Origin of the sequence: Pseudomonas sp. ADAK18, assembly GCF_012935695.1 — a bacterium.
Taxonomy (GTDB): domain Bacteria; phylum Pseudomonadota; class Gammaproteobacteria; order Pseudomonadales; family Pseudomonadaceae; genus Aquipseudomonas.
The window spans coordinates 2626079-2650732 of the sequence record NZ_CP052859.1 but is presented as its reverse complement, the minus strand read 5'-3'; the positions used below and the strand labels follow the sequence as shown (position 1 = coordinate 2650732).

General features: G+C 58.7%; 18 protein-coding genes. 7 read left to right on the top strand and 11 right to left on the bottom strand.

Annotated elements, in window-relative coordinates:
- Position 1: 1 nt before the first annotated feature.
- The gene (locus tag HKK55_RS11755) at positions 2-583 is read left to right on the top strand and encodes a GNAT family N-acetyltransferase (protein ID WP_169354831.1); all 582 of its coding nucleotides are present in this window, start codon (positions 2-4) and stop codon (positions 581-583) included.
- A 40-nt stretch (positions 584-623) separates the two neighbouring features.
- Here HKK55_RS11755 and HKK55_RS11750 read toward each other — a convergent pair whose 3' ends face one another.
- Together HKK55_RS11750 and HKK55_RS11745 are read right to left on the bottom strand one after the other, a co-directional pair.
- Positions 624-4841 (bottom strand): glycosyltransferase, encoded by a 4218-nt coding sequence (locus tag HKK55_RS11750; RefSeq protein ID WP_169354830.1) that lies wholly within the window; start codon positions 4839-4841, stop codon positions 624-626.
- 157 nt (positions 4842-4998) lie between these two features.
- On the bottom strand, positions 4999-5916 hold the full coding sequence (locus HKK55_RS11745) for a LysR substrate-binding domain-containing protein (protein WP_169354829.1): 918 nt from the start codon (positions 5914-5916) through the stop codon (positions 4999-5001).
- A 137-nt stretch (positions 5917-6053) separates the two neighbouring features.
- Here HKK55_RS11745 and gspG point away from each other — a divergent pair, with 137 nt between their 5' ends.
- Entirely contained in the window at positions 6054-6500 is a 447-nt protein-coding gene (gspG, locus tag HKK55_RS11740; protein WP_169354828.1) for a type II secretion system major pseudopilin GspG, read from the top strand.
- Positions 6501-6504: 4 nt separating this feature from the next.
- Here the strand turns inward: gspG and HKK55_RS11735 are convergent, their stop codons facing one another.
- On the bottom strand, positions 6505-6741 hold the full coding sequence (locus HKK55_RS11735; protein ID WP_169354827.1) for a hypothetical protein: 237 nt from the start codon (positions 6739-6741) through the stop codon (positions 6505-6507).
- 226 nt (positions 6742-6967) lie between these two features.
- On the opposite strand from HKK55_RS11735, the gene HKK55_RS11730 reads away from it, so the two are divergent.
- Positions 6968-7525, top strand: coding sequence for an NADPH-dependent FMN reductase (locus HKK55_RS11730; RefSeq protein ID WP_155583876.1), 558 nt, complete (start codon positions 6968-6970; stop codon positions 7523-7525).
- Positions 7526-7580: 55 nt separating this feature from the next.
- On the opposite strand, the gene HKK55_RS11725 is transcribed toward HKK55_RS11730, so the two are convergent.
- The gene (locus HKK55_RS11725; RefSeq protein ID WP_169354826.1) at positions 7581-8219 is read right to left on the bottom strand and encodes an FMN-dependent NADH-azoreductase; all 639 of its coding nucleotides are present in this window, start codon (positions 8217-8219) and stop codon (positions 7581-7583) included.
- Between the two features lie 100 nt (positions 8220-8319).
- On the opposite strand from HKK55_RS11725, the gene HKK55_RS11720 reads away from it, so the two are divergent.
- Complete coding sequence (locus HKK55_RS11720) at positions 8320-9171, top strand: LysR family transcriptional regulator (RefSeq protein WP_169354825.1); 852 nt, start codon at positions 8320-8322, stop codon at positions 9169-9171.
- A 12-nt stretch (positions 9172-9183) separates the two neighbouring features.
- On the opposite strand, the gene poxB is transcribed toward HKK55_RS11720, so the two are convergent.
- The gene (poxB, locus tag HKK55_RS11715) at positions 9184-10908 is read right to left on the bottom strand and encodes a ubiquinone-dependent pyruvate dehydrogenase (protein ID WP_169354824.1); all 1725 of its coding nucleotides are present in this window, start codon (positions 10906-10908) and stop codon (positions 9184-9186) included.
- An 85-nt stretch (positions 10909-10993) separates the two neighbouring features.
- Positions 10994-12217, bottom strand: a complete 1224-nt coding sequence (locus HKK55_RS11710; RefSeq protein WP_169354823.1) for an NADH:flavin oxidoreductase/NADH oxidase family protein — start codon at positions 12215-12217, stop codon at positions 10994-10996.
- A 79-nt stretch (positions 12218-12296) separates the two neighbouring features.
- On the opposite strand from HKK55_RS11710, the gene HKK55_RS11705 reads away from it, so the two are divergent.
- On the top strand, positions 12297-12701 hold the full coding sequence (locus tag HKK55_RS11705) for a MerR family transcriptional regulator (RefSeq protein WP_169354822.1): 405 nt from the start codon (positions 12297-12299) through the stop codon (positions 12699-12701).
- Between the two features lie 259 nt (positions 12702-12960).
- Here the strand turns inward: HKK55_RS11705 and HKK55_RS11700 are convergent, their stop codons facing one another.
- From HKK55_RS11700 to HKK55_RS11690, 3 genes are all read right to left on the bottom strand, one after another.
- A complete protein-coding gene (locus HKK55_RS11700; RefSeq protein WP_169353046.1) occupies positions 12961-13986 on the bottom strand; it encodes an IS110 family transposase in 1026 nt (341 codons plus the stop codon).
- 110 nt (positions 13987-14096) lie between these two features.
- Entirely contained in the window at positions 14097-14591 is a 495-nt protein-coding gene (locus HKK55_RS11695) for a DUF934 domain-containing protein (protein ID WP_169354821.1), read from the bottom strand.
- Positions 14575-16233, bottom strand: coding sequence for a nitrite/sulfite reductase (locus tag HKK55_RS11690; protein WP_169354820.1), 1659 nt, complete (start codon positions 16231-16233; stop codon positions 14575-14577). Before HKK55_RS11690 ends, HKK55_RS11695 begins: the two co-directional genes overlap by 17 nt.
- A 463-nt stretch (positions 16234-16696) precedes the next feature.
- Between HKK55_RS11690 and HKK55_RS11685 the strand changes: the two genes are divergently transcribed.
- A complete protein-coding gene (locus tag HKK55_RS11685) occupies positions 16697-17776 on the top strand; it encodes an ABC transporter substrate-binding protein (RefSeq protein ID WP_169354819.1) in 1080 nt (359 codons plus the stop codon).
- A 6-nt stretch (positions 17777-17782) separates the two neighbouring features.
- Here HKK55_RS11685 and HKK55_RS11680 read toward each other — a convergent pair whose 3' ends face one another.
- Entirely contained in the window at positions 17783-18001 is a 219-nt protein-coding gene (locus tag HKK55_RS11680; RefSeq protein WP_155583867.1) for a DUF2970 domain-containing protein, read from the bottom strand.
- 221 nt (positions 18002-18222) lie between these two features.
- Complete coding sequence (metH, locus tag HKK55_RS11675) at positions 18223-21933, bottom strand: methionine synthase (protein WP_169354818.1); 3711 nt, start codon at positions 21931-21933, stop codon at positions 18223-18225.
- A gap of 165 nt (positions 21934-22098) precedes the next feature.
- Here metH and HKK55_RS11670 point away from each other — a divergent pair, with 165 nt between their 5' ends.
- The gene (locus tag HKK55_RS11670; protein ID WP_169354817.1) at positions 22099-24390 is read left to right on the top strand and encodes a fatty acid cis/trans isomerase; all 2292 of its coding nucleotides are present in this window, start codon (positions 22099-22101) and stop codon (positions 24388-24390) included.
- Positions 24391-24654: the final 264 nt, after the last annotated feature.

Sequence of the window (24654 nt, the reverse complement as noted above, 5' to 3'; positions counted from 1 at the left end):
TATGCAAGCTGTGATGAATCCGAAGTATCCGGGGCTCAGTGTGCGAGTCGCCGATGAGGGATTTGACGCCTACGTGTGGGGCAATGACTTCAGCTTTGAGGTCGGCGCCTACGGTGTGCCGGAGATGGGCAAGCGGGTCGAGCAGTGGGCGGTGGAGCGGGTCTTGCCGTACCGTAAGTGCTACGGCATTGACCCGCAAGAGTTTGCCAGCTACCGGGATGCCGCCGACAGCGCGGTGTTCATGGCCTACCTGGACGACCGGCCTGTTGGGCATGTTGTGGTCAGCACCAACTGGAACGGCTTTGCCCATGTGGATGAGCTGGCGGTGGTGTTACCGGCCCGCCGCCATGGTGTGGCCAAGGCGCTGTTGGATGTGGCGCAGTTCTGGAGCCGCAAGAAAAGCCTGCCGGGCATGATGCTGGAGACCCAGAACAACAACCTCGGTGCCTGCCGCTTGTATGAGCGTTGCGGGTATGTGATGGGTGGGATCGATCACTTGCGCTATCGCGGGATCGATCCGCAGACCAGGGAGGTGGCGATTTTCTGGTATCGGTTATTCAAATCTGAACTGGAGGCGGCCTGAACGTTGCTCACTGTCAACGGCTCAAGCCGCGCAGGGTAGACTATGAATCGATCCAGGAGTGTTCACCCCCGATTTGGATCTTCAGTTGTTCTCGGAACGCCTGGTAGTGCCTTTTGGCCTCCTGCAGGTGCTGTTTAAGCTCGTGGGGCGCCGTTATGCCTTTTCTCTCAAAATACTTACGAGTGTCGCTTTCCAGGTTAAACAGGGCGCCGTTCAGGAGCGAGCCATGGAGCCACTTTCTTTCTTTACTCATCCCATCGAAGCCTAGGTCGTAAATGTCAGGTCGCCGAGATTTCAGTACGTCGTCAAACATCATCGGGCCAACGGTTTCAAAAATCTTGCCTTCGTACTCCAGAAATTCCGGGGTGTAGTTGACGCTGCCCTGGGCGTTTCTGCTGGCGGTAGGGCGACTGCCCTCAAAATAGGGCTTGTTTTTGGTGAAGCGGCGATTCATCTCGGCGATCATTTCAGTGACCACCGGGTTGTCCATTTGCGTGGCGAAGTTGCTCGTATTGTAGAAATTTTTTTCATTGGCTACTGGGTGCGTGATCGGTCGGCCGACCAGGATATCCGCGTCGCCTGCGTTCAGGCCTGCCGAACCGACAGACCCTTTGATCGAGTCGTCGGTATCAAGATAGATACCACCGTACTTATTCATCAACGGGTAGCGTGCCACGTCGGAGGCCGCGGCGAGGTTCCTGCCCTGACCTTGGCGGAAGTATGAGTATATGTCTGTGGTTTTCAATGATTGGAAAAAACTGTCTTCGTGAAGGTTCATGACGGTCATGCCCGGTGCGTCTCTTTCCAGCTTTGCCTTGATGGTCTGGAACACCTCCGGGGTGTCGGCGTCGACGTGCAAAATGGATTTGAACCCCGGCATTTTCTCGGCGTTTTGCGCAATATTCTTAACCAGCGCATCCCGTATGTCGCCGCCAGCCCAGAAGTAGTGGATATCTTTGGGTAGTGGCCGGACATTCTTGGGCGCATGCAATATGGCCGGTGTGGTCAGCTCGACGAAGCTGTAATTGTGCGCGTCTATTTTCTTGGCTCTTTTCAGTTGATCTAGCGTCCCCCTTTCCCATTTGTTATTCGCGCTTCTCCAGAAATAACGGGTTTTGCCATCGATATTCGGACCGCTGCTCCAAGCCCCCACCTGGCTGTCAAAGGTGACGGAATAGTTCGTGCCGTCATATTTGACGGAGTAGATAGATGCAACAGAGCCCGTTGTTATTTTTACGTCGTCCATCGGCAGGATGTAGGTGTTATCACCGATCTTCCAGGCAGCCGGGGTGCTGGGGTGACCACCGAGTAAACGGTTGGCAGTGACAGAGGGTTCCCAGCCCGCGCTGCCCAGGTCCCTGACAGCGGTGTCGGCTCGGCTTGCGCTGGGGTGCTGGACAACACGTTGGCCATCTTTGAGCTTGGATTGATAAAACCTGCCGTCGATTTTTATATATTCCTTGTTGCCCGGACCCACGTAGACATTGGCCTGCAGGCCTTTCACCCGCAGCAGATCAGGGGATATGGCAACTTCATAGCCCAGTAACTCTGGCGTATCGAGCACTTTGACTTCACCTGCGGCCGCCGCCACACGGGGCTGGAAATCATTCAGCGGTGCCCCATAGGGCTTGCCCTTGGCCACGTCGTAGGCGTACCAGTTACCGTCGCGGAACACGGCACCCGCTTCAAGGCTGTGATCGGCAACCTTGTAGCTGCCCACTGCAGCCAAACCATGTTGTGTGCCTGCCGCTTTGAGCAGATCGTAGTTGCCGCTGGCGCCCTTTAGAACATTGACCGCCTCTCGCCCCAAGCGGGCGCCGCTATGTATCAGTCCCCCGGCTTCCCTGAGCATGCCGCCTGCGCCACTCAAGGGGTTGACCGCCTCGATTGCGACGGTGCCCAGGAATCGCACTGCTTTCGACGCAGCGTTCACACTGGTTACGCCCTTGGCAAGTACCTTGCCCGCTTGGGCGGCCTTGCCGGTACCCAGCGACAGCAGGCCAATCACATCGAGGCCGAGGTCAAACACACCTTCGGCGACGTTACCTTGCGTGAAGTTGACGATCGCCGATCTCAGGGGAATGAGGTTGAGGAAAAAATCGCGCACGGCTTTGTTGTCGGCGATGTCTTTGTCGTAAGAGGTTACCCCGCGAGCATGTTGAAGCAGGTCATCACCGTGCAGATCAAGGGAGTGAGCGAACACCTTGGCGATGTAGTTCGTACGCTCGGAATCGAAGACCTGCGGCGTTTGCGAGACCGTCTTTTTTTCCTTGGACTGTTCGGTGTGGTCGTCCGGGAATGGGTTGAACGAGACGGTTTTTTTTAGCGTGCTGGCGTTTCTCGTTTCGAGTTTGTAGGGTGGCGAATAGCCGTCGGACAGGTAGTTTTCTTTTGTAATGGTGCCGGCGCGAGTATCAATGCGGTAAACGTTGACCTGCTTGTCACGTGTGATTTTCACATCCAGCGTATGGCCTTTAGTGGTCAGGCTTTTTGTCCAGAAGTCCGTACCTATTTTGTATTCATTGGTATGGAAAAATTCGAGCTGGCCATACTCGAAATTTTTCCGGTCCTCCGGCGGCAAAGTCGAGATAAGGTACTTGGTCAGGCCTGTGTGACCGTTTACCTGATCCTCTATTGCCGACGTGTAGCGCTTGGTAAAGTCATCTTCAACCGTCAGCTTTCCGCTGGCGGATTTGTCGCAAAAAGCCTGAATGGGGATCCGCTTGTCATTGGTTACCCAATGCTCATTATCGTCATGGGTGACCCTGTCGCCCTGCATGACGATGTCCAGCATCGAGTACTCCCCGGGGGCGCGGCCGGGGCGCCCTTCATGCAATCGGGCTTTGAGGATATTTTTTACCTTGAAGACGCGGTCCTCGGCTCCCGGAAACTCTTTCCTGAGTAACTCCAGCCCCATCGCTTCCCGGTCGGGGATGGGCGTTGCCAGTGCTATGGATATATCTTGCACGGCGTTCTGTTGGGTGATGAACGAGCGCCGAATTTCAGCATCGGTGGGTGCTGGATCGGTATTCAACAGGCCATTGACGGCAGCCCAATTGTTCAAGGCTTCGCGCTGGATAGGTTGAATGCGCTGTGCGTCGACCGCGGCCTCGGCGGCCGTCAGCACCTCGCTATAGGTCATCGTGAGTACACGCCCTGGCGACTGGGCTTCCAGCTTGGCCGCCGCGATCGTCAGTTGCGTCCAGGGGATACTGCCGTAAGTCACGCTGGGCGGGATATCCTTGACCAGGTGTTCAGGCGCAGTGCGTGCCAGCAATATGCGGGCCGCGAGATCGGCCGATGGTGGGGACGCTCGCCCTTCCTTCACCAGATGGCGGCTTAAGCTCTCGATCACCGCTGCGGCTGATTTCCCCCAATGCTGCCGTTGTCCAAGGTCAAAGCCGGCGACGCTGTTGCGCGCCGCGTTGTTCAGGGATTCGGGGTCCAGGCCCAGGTGGATGGCCGCCAATAAGTAGTCATTGACGCTGGTATTCGTCGCGATGCCGCCCAAATGGGTTTGTATGGCCTTGCCCAGTGCCTGCGCTTTGGCTGAAGCCAGCAACGTCTCCGTCGCGTTGCTGGCCTTTTTCAAGTCGTTGTCTGACAGGTTGCTACCTGAAAGCAGATAGCCCAGCGCCCCCCCTTTTTTGTCGGTCAATGGCAGCCCTGGCAGGGTCGAGCCAGGTGCATTCAGCAGGTCGATGATGGCTTGTTGATCCTGTACCGCCATAGGGGTCGGCCAGGACAGCGCCCCGCTAAAGTTACCCAGGGGATGTATCTGGATGTGCTTGATTGCGACCTGATACAGCGCGAGCAACTCGTCAAGGGTCTTCGGTGCGCTCAAGCCACTGCCGCTGAGGTAGGTGTGAAGGCTGACGACGTAGTTGGCGGGCGTCAGCTTGTGTTTCTGGTAGTAGGTGGAGTCTTCACACACCGGCAGTGAGAGGGTGGTCAAGCGCGATGCCAACTGCACCTCAAGACGGCTTTGCTGGTCGCTGGACAATTCGCCTGGGAAGGCTTTGTTCGCTTCGTCAAGGAGGGTACGCAGTGCCGCGGCCAGCTCTTTCCAGTTGCAGCGTTCACCAAAGGCTTTTTTAAGGGTTGCGGGGTTGTCGTGCTCGTCAGAGCTTGTGTCGCTGATCGCCGCTTCGGGCGGAGCAGGTTGGGGAATCATTAAAGTGCTGGCGCTTTGCTTTGGTTCGAGACTGGCCAGGTTTGTGAGAGGCAGATGAGCATGAGCGGGTTGAATGGCGTTCATGGAGAACCTTTCCGTAGTTGTAGAATATCGTCCAATAAAAAGCGCGGCGAGGCACTTTCTTCAGCGAATGGGTGTAAAAAGTCTCGGACGAGGTTCCCGCTCGACTGTCTGGAGGTGTGTCAGTGACAGGGCGAGTAAAAGGGCGGTGGGGTGGGGTTTACAGGGTGGGCGTGCCGTGTGATGTGCCGGCCAGGAAGGCCTCGGCCTTGTGCGCGACGATTTCCAGCAGCGCGTTCAACGCTGGCGTGGGTGCGACGTCCTTCAAAGTCAATCCGTAGAGGATGACAGGAATGGGCGGAGACAACGGACAAGCATCCAGCCCAACCTCCCGCGCGCCGAATGCGGTAAACGGGTCGACAATCGCCAAGCCTTCTCCCGCTTCGACCATGCTGCGCATCATTTGATAGGTCTGCACCCGTGTCTGCACCACCGGCAGGGGGAGCAAGGCTTGCAGCTTGGCGTCCAGCAAGCGACTCAGTGGGTCTTGCCCTTCGAGTCCAATCATCGATTGGCCGGCCAGGTCCTGCAACGCAATGTACTTTTGCTTGGGCTTGAGCCAGCCATGGGGGGCGAGCAATTGCAGCTTGCCCTGTGCCAACACGGTGCTTTGGATTTGTGGGTGTTCCGGATCATGCAGGCTCAGGCCCACATCGGCTTCGTGCAGCAGCAGGCTCCTGACGATCTCTCGGGTTGGCTGACTTGACAGGTTGCAGGGTGTGTCCTGGAAGCGTCTGCGCAGCAGAGCGAGGCTTTGCGGCAATACCTGATTGGCCAGGGGCGCAGTGCAGAGGGCGCGCAGTGTGGGGGCGTGATGGTGTTTCAAACGGCTGGCCAGGCGTTGCACCGGCTCCAGCGCTTCATACACATGGGCGATCTGCGCCTGTAGCTCCAGTGTTTCCCGCGTCGCCTGCAGGCGCCCGCGCACACTGGCAAACAGCATAAAGCCCAATTGCAGCTCGGCATCCTTGAGCGCTGCGTCTACATCAGCCACGGGCAATTGCAGCCATTCGGCGGCGGTGCCGAGATGTCCGGTCTGCAAGATGGCCTGAATTACTTCGATATGACGTAAACGCATCGAGGGAGTCTATGTTTAGCACGACCTGTATTCAATGGTTGAATCCAAGGCATGGGGAAATCCATGGTTGAGCCAGGCGCTTGCGCCTAGACTTATACGCTCAAGACGCAGCGCGTGTTACAGGGGGAGCGCCACAGATGCCCGGTAAAACCGAACCAACAGGTAGCAGGATGAGCAGCGGGGGGGTAACACGCTGGGACTTCCTGGTCATGGTACTCGTTATTGGCGTGCTCGCCGGCGTGGCGTGGCCGCGGATATTTGGCGATGTCAGCCAGTCGGAAATTGCGACGGCCAAGGTTCAGCTCAATGTCCTGGGCAAGGCTGTAGAGCGGTTCCATCAGGATATGGGGCGTTACCCGACCGATGAGCAGGGCCTGGCGGTATTGACTACCCAGCCTGCGGGCGAACCGAAGTGGAAGGGGCCATACGTCAACGAAGACATACTCACCGACCCCTGGGGCGTTCCCTATCAGTACCACTATCCTGCGACCCAGGCCAAAACTGGCTTTGACCTGTTTTCGTTCGGTAAGGATCGGACGTTGGGTGGTGTTGGCGATAATGTTGATATCGCCTTTGGAGAATAAGCGCTTATGAAGCGTGGGTGGTTTGCGATTCGCGGGTGATGATGGTGCCCGACTGAATCAACCGGAACTCGTCGCCGTCCAGTTTTTCTACACGATCGCCAATGGCCAGCTTGTAGGTGATGGTGGGCGCCGAGCCCGCCAAGCCGTCGAGCGGCGGGTTGGATTCCTGGAACTCATGCACGGAATAAACGCGGCCTTCCGCGTCTCTGGCATGGAACTGTCCGACAAGTACTGCTGCCATCTGTTTAGAACCTCTGGAGATAAACACTCGATTTGCGGTTCTGTAGACCGTCTTGGAGCGGGGTAGTTTACCTATGGAAAAAAAATACTATTCGTTGACTTTTTCAGATATTGCTTACATGGTGCGGCGCATCTTGAACGTCATGGCTGTTGTAAAAACCTGTTGGTGATCGGGTCGCGAAACTCTATAACTACAAGCTCCTTTAGTCAGACGTCAGGAAACCCCAATGAGCAAGGTCTACACGATTGCCGTACTGGTTGGCAGCTTGAGAAAAGAGTCGATCAACCGCAAGGTTGCCCTGGCATTGGCCGAGCTGGCGCCCGCCAACCTTAAGTTGAACATTGTCGAAATCGGCGATTTGCCGCTCTACAACGAAGACATTGAAGGTGCTGGACTGCCGGCAGCCTACAGTACTTTCCGCCAACACGTGAGTTCATCCGACGCGGTGTTGTTCGTGACCCCGGAATACAACCGCTCCGTGCCCGCCGCATTGAAGAATGCCATTGACGTCGGCTCCCGCCCCTATGGCCAAAGCGTCTGGAGCGGCAAGCCGGGCGCGGTGATCAGTGTGTCCCCGGGTGCCATCGGTGGTTTTGGTGCCAATCACCATTTGCGCCAGTCCCTGGTGTTCCTCGATGTGCCATGCATGCAGCAGCCGGAAGCCTACCTGGGTGGCGCCGGCAGCGCGTTTGATGAGTCAGGCAAGGTGACGGAAAAGACCAAGCCGTTTTTGCAGGCGTTTATCGATGCCTACGGCAAATGGGTAGAAAAACTGAAGGGCTGACATTCATCGGTCTCGACAAGACCCTGCCGTATCGGCGGGGTCTTTTTTTTGAGGGTCAGGTCAAACGGTCTGCCAGTTGTAGCGCCTGCCCATTGGAGATGTGCCGCGACGCCAGATCCACCTCAGGCCCCAGAATGGTTTTCTCCACATACAAGGCGTGCACATCGGTGACGCCGATAAACTTGAGCCAGGCTTCCATGTAGGGTTTCTGGAAATCCATAGGGTGCTCGGCCGCCTGCGCTCGGTCAGAAAAGTCCATGCCACGTGCATACACATTGACCGCGGTCTTGCCGTGAAGCAGCCCTTGAAGACCGTGTTCCGGGTGGAAGTCGAACAGCACGTCCTTCTGCGATACCACGTCGATAAAGTGCTTGAGCTTGTAGGGCACGGCAAAATTCCAGAGCGGAATGGAAAACACCAGCACGTCAGCTTCATGGAGGTGGGCTGCGAGGGATTTCACCGCTTTCCAGGCAACTTCCTGTTCTTCGGTCAAGGCCGTGCCGTTCAGGCCCGCGTACTTGGCGTCCATCACCGGTCCGTCAAATTCCGGCAGGTCCAGGCTCCATAGATCCAGCGTAACCACTTCGGTGTCTGGGATGTTCTGCTGGTAGCGGGCGATAAAGTGGTGGGCGACTTCTAGGGAGGCCGAGCGTTGTTTGCGTGGGGAGCATTCGATGTGCAGCAGGATGGTCATGGTTTGCCTCAAGAGGGAGGAGGGTGACCGGGTCATTGCAACATAGTGCTATATGGAATATAAATCGTATCTAAATAAGCTATTAATCACGAATCTATATATGTTCGATGTCCTGCTACTCAAAACCTTTGTTGCGGTAGTTGATGAGGGGGGATTCAGTCGCGCCGCAGCTCGCCTGCACCTGACCCAATCAGCCGTTAGTGGTCATTTGCGGCGACTGGAAGATCAGGTCGGCAAACCTTTACTGGCCCGCACCACCCGCTCGCAGCAACTGACCGCCGATGGCGAGCGCTTGATGGCGTATGCCCGAGGCATTCTGGCGCTGAACCGCGATGCCTGGGCCGAGTTGACCCGTTCGGCGTTTCACGGTGACCTGCGTATAGGTGTGTCGGAGGAGTTCGCGGATGCGCGTCTGCTACGTGATTTGCAGGTGTTTGCCGCCGACTATCCCGGCATACAGATCAAGGTACAGGTGAGCATTCCGGGTTCGCTGCTGGCCCTGATGAAACAAGGCGAACTGGACGTGGTGGTCGGTTCGTTGTGCGAGGCCCGCGAGCCTGGCCTGGCGCTGTGGCAGGAGCCGCTGGTGTGGGCGTGGTCGGCACAGGCGGTCGGTGCGTTGCCGACACCTTTGCCCCTGGCCTTGTTTCCAGAGCCTTGCCCTTACCGGGAAGCTGCGCTCAGCCGCCTTGCACAGGCCGGTATCACCCAGCGCACGGCGATGCTTTGCACCAGCTATGTCGGACTGCAAGCGGCTGCCCTGGCGGGGTTTGCCATCGCGCCCATGACTCGCAGCCAGGTGTCTCAGGGGTTGGTAGAACTCGGCGCCGAGCATGGCTTGCCAGCGCTGCCCGATGCCGAGTTTCGCCTGTTCAGCGCCCCGGATGCCGACCCGACCATCGTCGAGGCCGTTACCCACGTCATCGTCCGCTACGGCGCCTCCCGCCGTTAGTGAGCGCGTGGATCAGCGAAACCAGTTGGTCCGCGCCAACTCGATCACCTCATCACCACGTCCGCTCATCACAGCCTTGAGCATGTACAGGCTGAAGCCCTTGGCCTGTTCCAATTTGATGCTGGGCGGCATGGCCAATTCCTGAGTGGCGGTGACCACATCGACCAACACCGGGCCGTCATGGGCCAGGGCGCGGCGCAAGGCGGGCTCCAGGTCCTCAGACTGTTCCACACGGATGCCGAGGATACCCATCGCATTGGCCATGGCGGCGAAGTCCGGGTTCTTCAGCTCGGTGCCGGTGTCCAGATAGCCGGCAGCCTTCATTTCCATGGCGACAAATCCCAGTGAGGCGTTGTCGTACACCACGACTTTCACCGGCAATTTCAACTGTGTCAGGGAAATGAAGTCGCCCATCAACATGCTGAAACCGCCGTCGCCGGACAGCGAAATGACCTGTCGACCGGGAAATGCCGCCTGGGCGCCGATGGCCTGGGGCATGGCGTTGGCCATGGAGCCGTGGTTGAACGAGCCAATCAGTCGGCGTTTGCCATTCATTTTCAGGTAGCGTGCGGCCCAGACCGTGGGCGAGCCGACGTCGGCGGTGAAGATTGCATCGTCGTCCGCCAGCTCACTGAGCAGGCGGGTCACGTATTGCGGGTGGATCGGACGGTTGGCGGCAGACGGCTGCGCCAGGTCATCCAGACCCTGGCGGGCTTTTTCATAATGCTTGAGCGAGGCTTCGAGGAAGCTGCGATCAGTCTTGCGGGTCAGGCGCGGCAGCAGGGCTTGAATGGTCTCGCTGACGTCGGCGGCAATGCCCAGGTCCAGGGTGGCGCGACGGCCCAGCGCCTGGGGGTTACGGTCAACCTGGATGATCTTCGCGTCGGTGGGGTAGAACTGGCGATAGGGGAAGTCGGTGCCGAGCATGATCAGCGTGTCGCAGTTGAGCATCGCGTGATAGCCCGAGCTGAAGCCGATCAGGCCAGTCATGCCGACATCAAAGGGGTTGTCCCACTCCACATGCTCCTTGCCTCGCAGCGCATGCACCACCGGCGCACCCAGGGCATCGGCCAGCGCAACTACTTCGTCGTGGGCGCCGGCGCAACCGCTGCCGCACAGCAGGGTCACGGATGTGCTTTGATTGAGGAGCTCGCTCAGGCGCAGCAGGTCCTGCTCTGCCGGCAGGGTGCGCGGCGTCATCAGTGCTGGCCAGGGCTTGAATTTGTCTTCTACTTCTAACAGCGACACATCTCCAGGAATCACCACCACCGCCACGCCGCGATTGAGGATGGCCGAGCGCATGGCGCGGTGCAGCACATGAGGCATCTGTGCCGGGTTGGTCACCAGTTCGATAAAGTGACTGCACTCCTTGAACAGCTCCTGAGGGTGGGTTTCCTGGAAGTAGTTCAAGCCGATTTCCGACGAGGGAATCTGCGCGGCAATGGCCAGCACGGGTACATGGTTGCGATGGCAATCGAAGAGCCCGTTGATCAAGTGCAGATTGCCCGGCCCGCAACTGCCTGCGCACACCGTCAGCTCCCCCGTTGCTGCCGCTTCGGCGCCGGCGGCAAAGGCGGCGACTTCCTCGTGGCGCACGTGCATCCACTCGATGCTGTCCATGGTGCGCAGGGCATCGGTCAGACCGTTGAGGCTGTCGCCAGTCAGGCCCCAGACGCGCTTGATGCCCGCCTGCTCAAGGGTGGTCGCCAGCTGTTGGGCCAGGGTGATTTTCGCCATGAGGAACTCCATCGTCAGTGAGGTTAAAAACCGCAGATCAATAGAGGACAACCTCAGAACACTGAATACTCACCCGCCAACATGACTAATTGTTCATCGCGGCGCGGTACTGGCGGGTGCGTTTAGCGATGAACAATTGGTCCCTGATCAGCGCCAACAGCGGCGCGATGCCCGGTTTCGGCTGGCGCCCCTGACTCAGTCGACGCAGTTGATGGTGCACCACCGCCATGGTCGCCAGGGCGGCCAGTGGTTTGCGTTTCCAGCGAATGGGCGGTATCTGCGGGTTGAGATCGCGGCCTTCGCGCCATTGCTTGATTAGCTGTGGCTCGAGGGTCAGGGCGGTGGCAATCCCGGCCATGGCGATGCCGCTGTCCAGTACCTGCTGGACCACCGGCAAGCGGCGGATGCCCCCGGTCACCATCACCGGCATACGCGCCAGGCTTGCGAGCTCGCAGGCCATCTCGAGGAAGTACGCTTCGCGGGCCAGGGTTCGACCGTCTCGTGCTTCACCTTGCATCGCCGGTGCTTCGTAACTGCCGCCGGACAGTTCCAGCAAATCAAGGGGCAATGCATTGAGCAGTTCAACCACGGCGCGGGCGTCGTTGGCGTCAAAACCACCGCGTTGGAAATCTGCTGAATTGAGCTTAACCGCCACGCAAAAATCGGGGCTGACAGCCGCCCGTACGGCCTTTACCACTTCCAGCAACAGGCGCGCGCGGTTTTCCAGCGAGCCGCCCCAGCGATCAGTGCGCTTGTTGCTCAAAGGGGAGAGAAATTGACTGAGCAAATAGCCGTGCGCCGCATGAATCTGTACGCCGGTGAAACCCGCTTTTTCAGCCAGGCGTGCGCTGCTGGCAAAACGCGCGATCACTTCCTCAATCTCTTCCTCGCCCATGGCTTTGGGTTGGGAAAACATCTTTGAGAAACCACCAAGGTCCAGCGCTACCGCTGAAGGCGCCCATGCTTGCTGGCCTAGGTTGGCCTGGGTCTGACGACCCGGGTGGTTGAGCTGGATCCAGAAGTGCGCACCTTTGGCGCGGCCAATCGCGGCCCATTGGCGAAACTTGTCCAGGTGCTCCTCGTTTTCCAGCGCAACCCCGCCGGGGCCGGTCATGGCGCGGCGGTCGATCATCACATTGCCGGTCAACAGCAGCCCTGGCTCGCCGTCGGCCCAGGACTGGTACAGGCGCATGAGCGCTTCAGAGGGAGCCTGGTGCAGATCGGCCATATTCTCTTCCATCGCCGCCTTAGCGATGCGGTTACCGATGGTCTGGCCGTTGGGCAATAGCAGGGCTGAAAAGGGCGACATGGTTGACTCCTCGTTTGCGGAGGCCTCAGGCTAAGCTTAAAGCTAACTTTAATGTCAAGCGGGTAAGAAGGGCGTAGCGATGAATATTGGCGAATTGGCAAAGCTCAGCGGGTTGGCGGCGTCGCGCATTCGGTTTTACGAAGCTGAAGGGCTGATCAGTCAGGTAGGGCGCCAGGCCAATGGATATCGGCGTTATGCGCCGCAGGCACTACAGACTCTGCAGTTGATCCAGAGCGCACAACAGGCCGGGTTTACCTTGCAGGAACTTAAAGCCCTGATGCCGACCGAAGGTGAGCACAAGCGTGAGGCACTGATTGAGGGGCTGGAGAGCAAAGTGGCGCAGATCGAGGTGATGCAGGCGCAGTTGGCGCACAGCAAGGCGCAGTTGCTGGGCGTAATCGAGGCGGTACGGGCGCACCCGGAAGGCGTGCCGTGTTCCATGGGGCAGAATCAGGTACTGGCGTCGATCAAAATCAACCCATGAAAAATCTATGGTCACCCCCATTTTTGCAATACTGATTAACGGGTGGTGTGGTTGGCTTGCTTAAATCTATCCGGCGTCTGTTTGGGGCATGCCCCAGCGCCACGATGAGAGTCGCGCCTGACGATCCTTAAAACCCGTCGGCTTCTGAAGCCGATTTTTATGTCAGGATCTTCGCCAGGCCGGTGTGCCGTTCACATCATCTGTTGTTCAGCTATCGCAAAACCTGAAGGTGAATCGTGGTACTGCAACAACCGCGGGGTCAGGCGTTCAAGGCGTCTGGCCCTGCTTCATATTGCGTATGGTGAGCGGCTATCGCCCAAGCGATACGCGCCAGTTTGTTAGCCAGGGCACAGGCCACGACATTCGAATGTCGTCGACTTAGCAATGAGCGCACCCAATCGGCCAAGGCGCCTTTTTGGTGCTCCAGATTTTGCATATAGACCCTGGAACACTGCACCAACAGTTGTCGCAGGTGCTTGTCACCACGCTTGCTGATTCCCAGCAAGTTGGCCTTGCCACCGGTGCTGTACTGTCTGGGCACCAAGCCCACTGAGGCGGCAAAGTCCCGACTGCATCGGTACTGCTTGCCGTCGCCCATTTCTACAGCCAGCAGGCTGGCGGTGATCGGGCCGACACATGGAAGACTCAGCAAACGACTGCCCAGATCATCGTCGGCCAGTTGGCCCGCCAGCTCTTTGTCCAAGACCTTGATTTGCTCATCCAGGTAGGCAAAGTGGTCGTGCAGGCGTTGCAACAATATCGTCAGACGAACGGGTAATTCATGCTCGGCCAAGGCGCTCGCCAGACGCTTCATGATGGCCAACCCTTTGGGCAGACTGATCCCAAACTCCAGCAGGAAACCGTGCATCTGATTAGCCGTTTTGGTGCGGTCATGCACCAGCGATTCGCGCATCCGGTGTAGCACGGACAGGGTTTGCTGGGATTCGGTTTTAGGCGTGACGAAGCGCATAGATGGGCGCGAAGCGGCTTCGCAGATTGCCTCAGCGTCGACAAAGTCGTTTTTATTGCCCTTGACGAAGGGCTTAACGAACTGCGGAGAAATCAGCTTGGCCGTGTGCCCCATTGCCGCCAACTGACGAGCAACATAGTGCGACCCCGCACAGGCCTCCATCACCACGATACAGCTCGGCGAGTTGCCGAAAAACTGCATCATTTGCGTCCGTGAGCATTTTTTGCGAAACACCTCACAGCCCGACTTATCCTGGCCGTGCAGGTGGAAAGTATGTTTGCCGAGATCGATACCGATCAGTGCTGACTCGCTCATGATGATGGCCTCCGAAAACAAAACACCCCGTGAAAGCGTAGCCCTCACAGGGTGTTGGGGGTGACCATCTCATTAACCCTGGCATGCCAGGGTTTTTTATACGCTGGTGCTTAGCGCCGGCGGAACAACGGCAACGGTTCGTCAGTCGCTGCCTGGTAGGTCACCGAGAAGTCCTTGAGACTTTCCAGGGCTTCATACGGGTCTTTGTCAGCGCGCAAGGCGTAGGCATCGAACCCGCAGCGGTGCAGGTAGAACAGTTGGTCGCGGAGCACATCGCCAATCGCCCGCAGCTCACCCTTGTAACCATAACGGTCACGCAGCAGGCGGGCGTTGGAGTAGTTGCGACCGTCGGTGAAGGCCGGGAAGTTCAGGGCGATGACCTGGAAGTTGGTCACATCGTCACCGATTTCTTCGGCTTCTTCTTCCGCGTCCAGCCACACACCCAGGCCGCCATCGCGGGCCTTGAGAGCGTGAGCGTGCTCGCGCCACAGGGCCAGCGGCACGATCAGGTCGTCGCAGTTGGAGATGCCATCGAGGGTCGCGTCCTTGGGCAACAGGTGCCAGGTTTCGTCGACCACTTCGTTGTTTTTAATGATTCGCTGCATAGACGCGCTCCTTGAACAGGTCGATGCCGATGCGCTGATAGGTGTCGATGAAACGCTCATCTTCGGTGCGCTGTTCAATGTAGACATCAATCAGCTTGCCGATCACTTCAGGCATGGCTTCCTGGGCGAAGGACGGGCCGAGGATCTTGCCCAGGCTCGCGTCGCGGCTGGCACTGCCGCCCAGGGACACTTGGTAGAATTCTTCGCCTTTCTTGTCCACCCCGAGGATGCCGATATGGCCGACGTGGTGGTGACCACAGGCGTTCATGCAGCCGGAGATGTTCAGGTCCAGTTCGCCGATGTCGAACAGGTAATCCAGGTCATCGAAACGACGCTGGATCGACTCGGCAATCGGGATCGACTTGGCGTTGGCCAGGGAGCAGAAGTCGCCGCCCGGGCAGCAGATGATGTCGGTCAACAGGCCGATGTTCGGCGTGGCGAAACCTTGTTCGCGCAACTCGCCCCACAGGGTGAACAACTGGCTCTGTTCAACATCGGCCAGGATGATGTTCTGTTCGTGGGAGGTGCGCAGTTGGCCATAACTGTAGCGCTCGGCCAGGTCGGCGACGCCGTCCAGTTGCTTGTCAGTGATATCGCCCGGTGCTACGCCAGTCGGCTTGAGCGACAGGGTCACGGCGACATAGCCTGGCTTCTTGTGAGCCAGGGTATTGCGCACACGCCAGCGGGCAAAGCCTGGGTGTTGTTGATCGAGCTCGGCCAATTCGGCGTCCAGATTGCTCAAGGCCTTGTAGTCCGGGTCGACGAAGTGTTTGGCGACGCGATGCACTTCAGCTTCGGTCAGGGTGGTCTGGCCGCCGCGCAGGTGTTCCATCTCGGCGTCGACTTTCTGGGCGAAGACTTCAGGGGTCAGCGCTTTCACCAGGATCTTGATGCGGGCCTTGTACTTGTTGTCACGACGGCCATAGCGGTTGTAGACCCGCAGGATAGCGTCGAGGTAGCTCAACAGGTCCTGCCATGGCAGGAACTCATTGATGAAGGCCCCCACCACCGGGGTACGACCCAGGCCGCCACCCACCAGTACGCGGAAACCCAGTTCGCCTGCAGCGTTGTGTACCGGCTCCAGGCCGATGTCATGGACTTCAATCGCTGCACGGTCCGAAGTCGAGCCATTGATGGCGATCTTGAACTTGCGCGGCAGGTAGGCGAATTCCGGGTGGAAGGTGGTCCACTGACGGACAATTTCGCACCACGGGCGCGGATCAATCAGCTCATCGGCGGCAACACCTGCGAACTGGTCGGTGGTGACGTTGCGCAAGCAGTTACCGCTGGTCTGAATCGCGTGCATCTGCACGGTGGCCAACTCAGCGAGGATGTCCGGCACGTCTTCCAGCGCCGGCCAGTTGAACTGAACGTTCTGGCGGGTACTGATGTGGGCGTAGCCTTTGTCGAAGTCGCGGGCAATCTTGGCCATCATCCGCGTCTGGCGCGAAGTCAATTGGCCATAGGGCACGGCAACCCGCAGCATCGGCGCAAAGCGCTGAACATAAAGGCCATTTTGCAGGCGCAGAGGGCGGAACTCTTCTTCGCTCAGTTCACCTGCCAGATAGCGTCGGGTCTGATCACGGAACTGCTTGACGCGGTCCTCGATGATGCGCTGATCGTATTCGTCGTATACGTACATATAGGTCCTGTTCTCGGCAAATCTGCGCGCACGGCCGCGCACTCCCAACGGAGCCGGCGCACGATACCAGTTTGCGTTTATGCGCAAAAGTGATGTTTGAGTATATGCAAAGAACCAAATCGACTAATGAGACTGGTTATCGAATTACCCACATTTGTCATACGGGCAACCATGATCTTTACTGTGGTCGAGTCTTAGTGCAATCACCTATAAAACCGACAAGAGGCGATGCGATGAGCAATCCAACCAAAGCCCGTAAAAGCGACAGTGCCGTGGACGCTTGGGCCATTCTGTTCCTGATAATCCTAGTGGTTTCAACCGCTGTGTTCTGGGTCAGTCACCAATAAAGGGGGTTGCCCGAGTCCTGATGCAGTCTCCGATTGTCCGACAACTGGTAATTAGCCGAGATGGAACGGCTTATTGCCACTATCATGGGCTGTCAATTTTCGGGGTTCGGGCAACAATGCTGAAGGTTCTTTGTGCGTGTGTGTGGTTGGTGGGGATGGTGTGCGGGGCAACGGCCCATGCAACGTCGGTGGTCTTTCTCAATCCCGGCACTTCGACTGAAACCTTCTGGGTCAGTTATGCGCAATTCATGCAGGCCGCCGCCAAGGACCTCGGCCTGGATTTGCGCGTGCGCTATTCCGAGCGCGACCCGCAGAACACCCTCCAACAGGCCCGTGAAGCCTTGCAGGGGCCAGAGCGACCGGATTACCTGGTGCTGGTCAACGAGCAGTACATCGCCCCGCAAATTCTGCGTCTATCCCAGGGCAGTGGCGTCAAGCTGCTAATCGTCAACAACGCCCTGACGGTCGATCAGATGCAGTTGCTGGACGCTGGCAAATACCCTAACTGGATTGGCAGTATCGTGGCTGACGATGAGCTGGCCGGTTACCTGATGCTCAAGGACATGCTGCGTCAGTTCGGTGAGACCAAGCCTGGCCAGTCCCTTGACCTGCTGGCCTTTTCCGGCGCCAAGAACACTCCTGCGGCCCAGCGACGCGAAGATGGCCTGCGCCGTGCCCTGTACGAGCATCCTGAAGTGCGCCTGCGTCAGGTGGTGTATGGCGAATGGAACCGCCAGCGCGCCTTTGAGCAGGCCACACAGTTGTTCAAGCGTTATCCGCAGACGGCGCTGGTGTGGTCGGCCAACGATGAAATGGCCTTGGGGGCCATGCAGGCGGCGCAGGAGGCCGGACACACACCCGGCAAGGACGTGTTGTTCAGTGCGGTCAATAGCTCGTCCGAGGTGCTGGGTGCACGCATTGAAGGTCGGCTGAATACACTGGTGGCCGGGCATTTCACCACGGGTGGCTGGGCAATGGTGCTGCTCGATGACGATGCCCACGGCGTGGATATCGGTTTGCATGGCGGTCGTTACCGCAAGGAAGCACTGTTCCAGTTGATCGAGCCGGAGCAGGCTCGGCGTCTACAAGCCATCAACGCCAGCCAGCAATACAACGTGGATTTTCGTGCACTGTCAGCCCAAGGCAAGCCCGAGTCCTACCGTTATCCCTTCAGCCTGCAACTGCTGATGCACTGACTGTGCTTATACCCCGGCCAGATGCAGCACCAACTTGACGATGCCAAACAGCGCCAAGGCGAAGATTGCGGTGAACAGGATCCCCAGTACCACGAAATGGCTGGGTTTGCCGTGGGTAAAGTCCCGGGCGCGGTTCTTGCCGCTTTGTACGCCAAAGGCGGCAGCCATCACGCTGTGGAGCATTTGCCAGAAGGTTGGCGGCTTGTTGTCGACTGGATCGTCCATACATCCCTCGCTACAAGGTGTGTGAGGACAGCATAGTCGAACAGCGAAAGCCGGGCGGGTCAGGCTTCTGTGGTCAGCATGCCCCCTGTGGCGAGTGGGCTTGCCCCGCGTTGGGCTGCGTAGCAGCCCCAATAAGATCGCTGATTTTTCAGATAGACCGAGATGGCAGGTTTTAGGGTTGCTTCGCAACCCAACGGGGGCAAGCCCCCTCGCCACAGGGATTAGTTGTCGTAGCCCAGATTCGGCGCCAGCCAGCGCTCGGTCACGGCCAGGTCCTGGTTCTTGCGCGCGGTGTAGCTCGCCACCTGATCCTTGTCGACCTTGCCCACGGCAAAGTACTGCGCCTGTGGATGGGCGAAGTACCAGCCACTGACCGCTGCTGCGGGGAACATCGCGTAGTGCTCTGTGAGGAACACGCCACTGCGCCCGGCATGCATTTCGCTGGCTTGCGGGTCGAGCAGTTGGAACAGTTGGGCTTTCTCGGTGTGATCCGGGCACGCCGGGTAGCCTGGGGCAGGCCGGATACCGCTGTATTGCTCCTTGATCAGCGCCTCGTTATCCAGTTGTTCATCCTTGGCGTAGCCCCAATGTTCTTTACGCACTTGCTGGTGCAGCCATTCGGCACAAGCCTCGGCGAGGCGGTCGGCCAGGGCCTTGACCATGATCGAGTTATAGTCGTCGCCAGCGTCCTGGTAAGCCTTCGCGACTTCTTCGGCGCCGATGCCAGCGGTGGTGATGAAACCACCGATGTAGTCGGTCACGCCGCTGTCCTTGGGTGCAACGAAGTCAGCCAGGGAGAAGTTGGGCTTGCCGTCGGTCTTGATGATTTGCTGGCGCAGGTGGTGCAGCTTGGCAATCGGCTGGCCGTCATCACCGTACACTTCCAGGTCATCGTCCTGCACCTGGTTGGTCGGCCAGAAACCGAACACGGCGCGGGCGCTGATGAGTTTTTCGTCGATCAGCTTGGCGAGCATCTCCTGGGCATCGGCGTACAGCGCGGTGGCGGCTTCACCTACGACTTCATCGGTGAGGATGCGTGGGAATTTGCCGGCCAGGTCCCAGGAGATAAAGAACGGCGTCCAGTCGATGTATTCGGCCAGCACCTTGAGGTCGATATTGTCCAACACCTTGGAGCCGGTAAACGTCGGTTTGACTGGCGTGTAGCTGCTCCAGTCGAACTGCGGCTTCTTGGCGATGGCCGCCGGGTAGCTCAGGCGTTCGGTGCGGGCGCTGCGGTTGGCGGTGCGCTCGCGTACGTCGATGTATTCCAGGCGGGTTTTCTCGACGAAACCGGCCTTCAGTTCCTTGGACAGCAACTGCGTGGCCACGCCCACGGCGCGGGAAGCGTCGGTGACGTAGATCACTGCATCGTTGCTGTACTTGGGTTCGATCTTCACCGCCGTGTGGGCCTTGGACGTGGTGGCGCCACCGATCATCAGTGGCAGGTGGAAGTCCTGGCGCTGCATCTCGCGGGCGACATGCACCATCTCATCGAGCGACGGGGTGATCAGGCCGGACAGGCCGATGATGTCGCACTTCTGTTCCTTGGCCACTTGCAGGATCTTTTCGGCCGGAACCATCACGCCCAAATCGACAATGTCATAGCCGTTGCAACCCAGCACCACGCCGACGATGTTCTTGCCGATGTCGTGCACGTCACCTTTGACGGTGGCCATCAGGATCTTGCCCTTGGCTTCCGGCTTGTCGCCTTTCTCCAGCTCGATGAACGGGATCAAGTGAGCCACGGCCTGCTTCATCACCCGAGCGGATTTCACCACTTGGGGCAGGAACATTTTGCCGGCGCCAAACAGGTCGCCGACGATGTTCATGCCGGACATCAACGGACCTTCGATCACTTCGATCGGGCGCGCGAACGACTGCCGGGACTCTTCGGTGTCTTCAACAATGTGGGTGGTGATGCCTTTGACTAGCGCGTGTTCCAGGCGCTTGTTGACGGGCCAGCCACGCCATTCCTCGGTCTCGGCTTCCTTGACGCTGCCGTCGCCCTTGTACTTGTCGGCGATGGCGAGGAGGGCGTCGGTGCCTTCCGGCGTGCGGTTAAGCACTACGTCTTCCACGGCGTCACGCAATTCCACTGGAATCTGGTCGTAGATCTCCAGTTGGCCAGCGTTGACGATACCCATGCTCAAGCCATTGCGGATCGCGTACAGCAGGAACACCGAGTGAATCGCCTCACGCACCGGGTTGTTGCCCCGGAACGAGAACGACACGTTGGACACGCCGCCCGAGGTCAGCGCATACGGCAGGTGGTCGCGGATGTAGGCACAGGCGTTGATGAAATCGACGGCGTAGTTGTTGTGCTCTTCGATGCCGGTGGCGACCGCAAAAATGTTCGGGTCGAAGATGATGTCTTCCGGCGGGAAGCCGACTTCATTCACCAGGATGTCGTAGGAGCGTTTGCAGATCTCTTTCTTGCGCGCCTCGGTGTCGGCCTGACCGGCTTCGTCGAACGCCATCACCACCACCGCAGCGCCGTAGCGCTTGCACAGCTTGGCGTGGTGAATGAACTGCTCGACGCCTTCCTTCATGCTGATGGAGTTGACGATACCCTTGCCCTGGATGCATTTGAGGCCGGCTTCGATCACTTCCCACTTGGAGGAGTCGATCATGATCGGCACGCGGGAGATGTCCGGTTCGCCGGCAATCAGGTTGAGGAAGGTCACCATGGCCTTCTTCGAGTCGAGCATCCCTTCGTCCATGTTGATGTCGATTACCTGGGCGCCGGCTTCCACCTGTTGCAGGGCGACTTCCAGGGCTTCGGTGTAGTTGTCTTCACGGATCAGTCGGGCGAAGCGCGCGGAGCCGGTGATGTTGGTGCGCTCACCGACGTTGACGAACAGCGAACTGCGGTCGATGGTGAACGGCTCAAGGCCAGACAGGCGGCAAGCCTTGGGGATATCCGGAATCTGGCGTGGCGCATAACCGGCCACGGCTTTGGCGATGGCTTCGATATGGCCCGGAGTGGTGCCGCAGCAACCACCGACGATATTGAGGAAGCCGCTCTGGGCGAACTCTTCGATGACCTTGGCGGTTTGCGATGGCAGTTCGTCGTACTCGCCGAACTCGTTAGGCAAACCGGCGTTCGGGTGAGCCGAAACGTAGGTGTTGGCCTTGTTCGACAGCTCTTCCAGGTACGGTCGCAGTTCGCTGGCGCCCAGGGCGCAGTTCAAGCCAACGGAAATCGGTTTGGCGTGGCTGATGGAGTTCCAGAACGCTTCGGTGGTCTGGCCCGACAGGGTGCGGCCGGAGGCATCGGTGATGGTGCCGGAAATCATGATCGGCAGTTCGACACCTAACTCTTCATACACGCCCTGCACAGCGAAGATCGCGGCCTTGGCGTTGAGGGTGTCGAAGATGGTTTCGATGAGGATCATGTCCGCACCGCCTTCGATCAGGCCTTTGGTGGCCTCGGTGTAGTTTTCCACCAGTTCATCGAAGGTCACGTTGCGGTAGCCTGGGTTGTTCACATCGGGCGACAGCGAGCAGGTACGGCTGGTCGGGCCGAGCACGCCTGCGACGAAACGCGGCTTGTCCGGGGTCTCGAGGGTTTTTGCGTCGGCGACCTTGCGTGCCAGGCGGGCGCCTTCTACGTTCAATTCATAGGCGAGCCCCTCCATGCCGTAGTCGGCCTGGGACACTTGGGTGGCGTTAAAAGTATTGGTTTCGAGGATGTCGGCGCCGGCATCCAAGTAAGCCTTCTCGATCCCGCCGATCACGTCAGGCCGGGTGAGGATCAGCAGGTCGTTGTTGCCCTTGACGTCGCTAGGCCAGTCGGCGAAGCGTTTGCCACGGTAGTCTTGTTCTTCCAGTTTGTAGCTCTGGATCATCGTGCCCATACCGCCGTCGAGGATCAGGATGCGTTCCTTGAGGGCTTGGTGAAGGGCTTGCAGACGAGCGCTACGATCGGACATGGGACTACTCTGGTCAGGCGATTACGAAGGGTGGGGATCATAGCAAACCTGTGCGCTTTTAGAGCATGTTCGGGTTTTGCATGAATATCGCTCATGTTGGTGAGGGCTGTAGCCCGGTAGAATCGCCCGGGTTTTTATCGCACGTATTGAATCGGGACCGGGAACATGTCGTATCGCCTCATCATCAGCGTTCTTCTATTGCTGATAGCCAGCAGCACACAGGCCCAAGGTCCCGCCCCGGCGATTTCCTATACCCGTGATATTCAACCGATTTTTACCGAGAAGTGCGTGGCCTGCCACGCCTGCTATGACTCGGCTTGCCAGCTCAACCTGGGCAGTGGCGAAGGCGCCGCTCGCGGCGCAACCAAGGTTCCGGTCTACGATGGCGAACGCAGCAAGGCCACGCCGCCGACCCGCTTGTTTTATGACGCGTTCGGCAAGGCCGCGTGGCAGCGCCAGGGGTTTGGCTCAGTACTTGACGCCCAGGGCAGCCAGGCAGCGTTGATGGCGCGGATGCTGGAGTTGGGGCATAACGCGCCCTTGCAGCCGAACGCCAAGTTGCCAGACGAAATTGTCCTGGGTCTGAGCCGCGAAAATATGTGCCCGATGCCCGGCGAGTTCGACGCTTATGCCGGCGCCCACCCCAAAGAAGGCATGCCGCTGGCCGTCACTGGCCTGACCGATCAGCAATACCAAACCCTGCAACGTTGGCTGGCCTCTGGCGCGCCTATCGATGAACAAGGCCTGGCACCGAGCGCCCAGGAAGCCTTGCAGGTCCAGCAATGGGAAAATCTGTTCAACCAGCCCGGCGCCCGGGAAAGCCTGGTGGCGCGTTGGTTGTATGAGCACCTGTTCCTGGCCCATATCTATTTTGAGGGTGGCGAGCCGGGGCATTTCTTTCAGTGGGTGCGTTCCCGTACGCCCAGCGGCCAGCCGATTGACCTGATCAACACCCGCCGGCCCAACGACGATCCAGGCACCCAGGTGTACTACCGCCTGTGGCCGGTGCAAGGGGTGATCGTGCACAAGACCCACATCACCTATCCGTTCAGCGCCGATAAAATGGCCCGCATCAAGTCACTGTTCTACAGCGGTGACTGGCAAGTGCATGCCTTGCCGGGCTACGGGCCAGCGCGCCGGGCCAACCCATTCGAGACGTTCGAAGCCATTCCGGCCAAGGCGCGTTATCAGTTCATGCTGGATAACGCCGAATACTTTGTGCGCACCTTTATTCGAGGGCCGGTGTGCCGTGGGCAGATCGCCACGGATGTGATTCGCGATAACTTCTGGACGCTGTTCCAAGACCCCGATCACGACCTGTACATCACCGATGCCCGCTATCGTGGCCAGGCTACGCCATTGCTGGCAATGCCTGGGCAAAACGATGACGTGGGCAGCGTGCTGAGCCTGTGGCTGGCCTACCGCGACAAGCGCAACGCTTATGAAGCCTTGCGTCGCGACAGTTATGCTGACTTGTCCGCACCTAGTTGGTCGAGCCTGTGGGCCGGTAATGACAATGCGCTGTTGTCGATCTTCCGCCACTTCGACAGTGCTTCGGTGACCAAGGGATTGATTGGCGAAGTCCCGCAGACGATGTGGCTGTTCGACTATCCGTTGCTGGAGCGCACGTATTACCAGTTGGCGGTCAACTTCGATGTCTTCGGTAATGTCTCCCACCAGGCGCAGACCCGGCTGTACTTCGACCTGATCCGTAATGGTGCCGAGCAGAACTTCCTGCGCCTGATGCCTGCGGATTCGCGGGACGGCTTTCTGGATGACTGGTATCAGAACAGCGGCAAGGTCAAGTTGTGGATGGATTATGAAGCGATTGACGACGACAAGCCTACGGGGTTGAGCCTGGACGAGAAGGATCCCAAGCGTGATTTTGCCAACCAACTGCTGGCCCGTTATAGCGAGCTGAATGCCAGCCCGGATCCGATCAATCGGTGTGTCAGTGCCTATTGCTCGCGTCCGGGTATCGATCCGGCGCTGCGGGATGCGGAACAGGCCTTGAGCCGTTTGACTTCACGTCCGGCGGCCGGGCTCAAGGTGATTGAGCAGTTACCGGAAGCGACGATGTTGCGGATTGAAACCCGCAGTGGCAAACGTGAGGTGTACAGCCTGATGCGCAATCGGGCCCACAGCAATGTGGCGTTTATGTTGGGTGAGGCTTATCGCTACCAACCGGGTCTGGATACGGTGACGATTTATCCGGGAGTGCTCAGCAGCTATCCGAATTTCATGTTCAATATTCCGGCGCAGGAAGTGCCGGCGTTTGTGGCTGCGATGGAGAGTGCCAAGGATGCGAAGCGGTTTGAGGCAATCGTGGATCGGTGGGGGATTCGTCGAAGTCATCCGTTGTTTTGGCAGTACTTTCATGACTTGTCGCGGTATATCCATGAGACGGCGCCGGTTGAGGAGGGGGTGTTGGATATGAATCGGTATGAGAATTTGTAGGGGGGTGGGGTTGGCGTTGGGTACATATCCGTTGCTGCGGTGATGGCTGCTATTGGTTCCGCTCTTACAGCGGGTCACTTTGCAAAAGCGGCAAAGTAACCAAAACGCTCTTGCCCCACCACTCGGCACCTCGCTCAGGCTCGGTGTGCCCGAACGCAGGCATTACTCCGTGGGCCCGCCGCGATCGGCCATCCATGGCCGTGTCGCGGCTACCCCGGCATCCATGCCGGGGTGCCCACTACGCAATACCTGCGTGCGGCCATC

Coding starts and splice junctions, on each gene's coding strand:
- HKK55_RS11755 (WP_169354831.1), top strand. CDS start 2: ATGCAAGCTGTGATGAATCCGAAGTATCCGGGGCTCAGTGTGCGAGTC.
- HKK55_RS11750 (WP_169354830.1), bottom strand. CDS start 4,841: ATGAACGCCATTCAACCCGCTCATGCTCATCTGCCTCTCACAAACCTG.
- HKK55_RS11745 (WP_169354829.1), bottom strand. CDS start 5,916: ATGCGTTTACGTCATATCGAAGTAATTCAGGCCATCTTGCAGACCGGA.
- gspG (WP_169354828.1), top strand. CDS start 6,054: ATGCCCGGTAAAACCGAACCAACAGGTAGCAGGATGAGCAGCGGGGGG.
- HKK55_RS11735 (WP_169354827.1), bottom strand. CDS start 6,741: ATGGCAGCAGTACTTGTCGGACAGTTCCATGCCAGAGACGCGGAAGGC.
- HKK55_RS11730 (WP_155583876.1), top strand. CDS start 6,968: ATGAGCAAGGTCTACACGATTGCCGTACTGGTTGGCAGCTTGAGAAAA.
- HKK55_RS11725 (WP_169354826.1), bottom strand. CDS start 8,219: ATGACCATCCTGCTGCACATCGAATGCTCCCCACGCAAACAACGCTCG.
- HKK55_RS11720 (WP_169354825.1), top strand. CDS start 8,320: ATGTTCGATGTCCTGCTACTCAAAACCTTTGTTGCGGTAGTTGATGAG.
- poxB (WP_169354824.1), bottom strand. CDS start 10,908: ATGGCGAAAATCACCCTGGCCCAACAGCTGGCGACCACCCTTGAGCAG.
- HKK55_RS11710 (WP_169354823.1), bottom strand. CDS start 12,217: ATGTCGCCCTTTTCAGCCCTGCTATTGCCCAACGGCCAGACCATCGGT.
- HKK55_RS11705 (WP_169354822.1), top strand. CDS start 12,297: ATGAATATTGGCGAATTGGCAAAGCTCAGCGGGTTGGCGGCGTCGCGC.
- HKK55_RS11700 (WP_169353046.1), bottom strand. CDS start 13,986: ATGAGCGAGTCAGCACTGATCGGTATCGATCTCGGCAAACATACTTTC.
- HKK55_RS11695 (WP_169354821.1), bottom strand. CDS start 14,591: ATGCAGCGAATCATTAAAAACAACGAAGTGGTCGACGAAACCTGGCAC.
- HKK55_RS11690 (WP_169354820.1), bottom strand. CDS start 16,233: ATGTACGTATACGACGAATACGATCAGCGCATCATCGAGGACCGCGTC.
- HKK55_RS11685 (WP_169354819.1), top strand. CDS start 16,697: ATGCTGAAGGTTCTTTGTGCGTGTGTGTGGTTGGTGGGGATGGTGTGC.
- HKK55_RS11680 (WP_155583867.1), bottom strand. CDS start 18,001: ATGGACGATCCAGTCGACAACAAGCCGCCAACCTTCTGGCAAATGCTC.
- metH (WP_169354818.1), bottom strand. CDS start 21,933: ATGTCCGATCGTAGCGCTCGTCTGCAAGCCCTTCACCAAGCCCTCAAG.
- HKK55_RS11670 (WP_169354817.1), top strand. CDS start 22,099: ATGTCGTATCGCCTCATCATCAGCGTTCTTCTATTGCTGATAGCCAGC.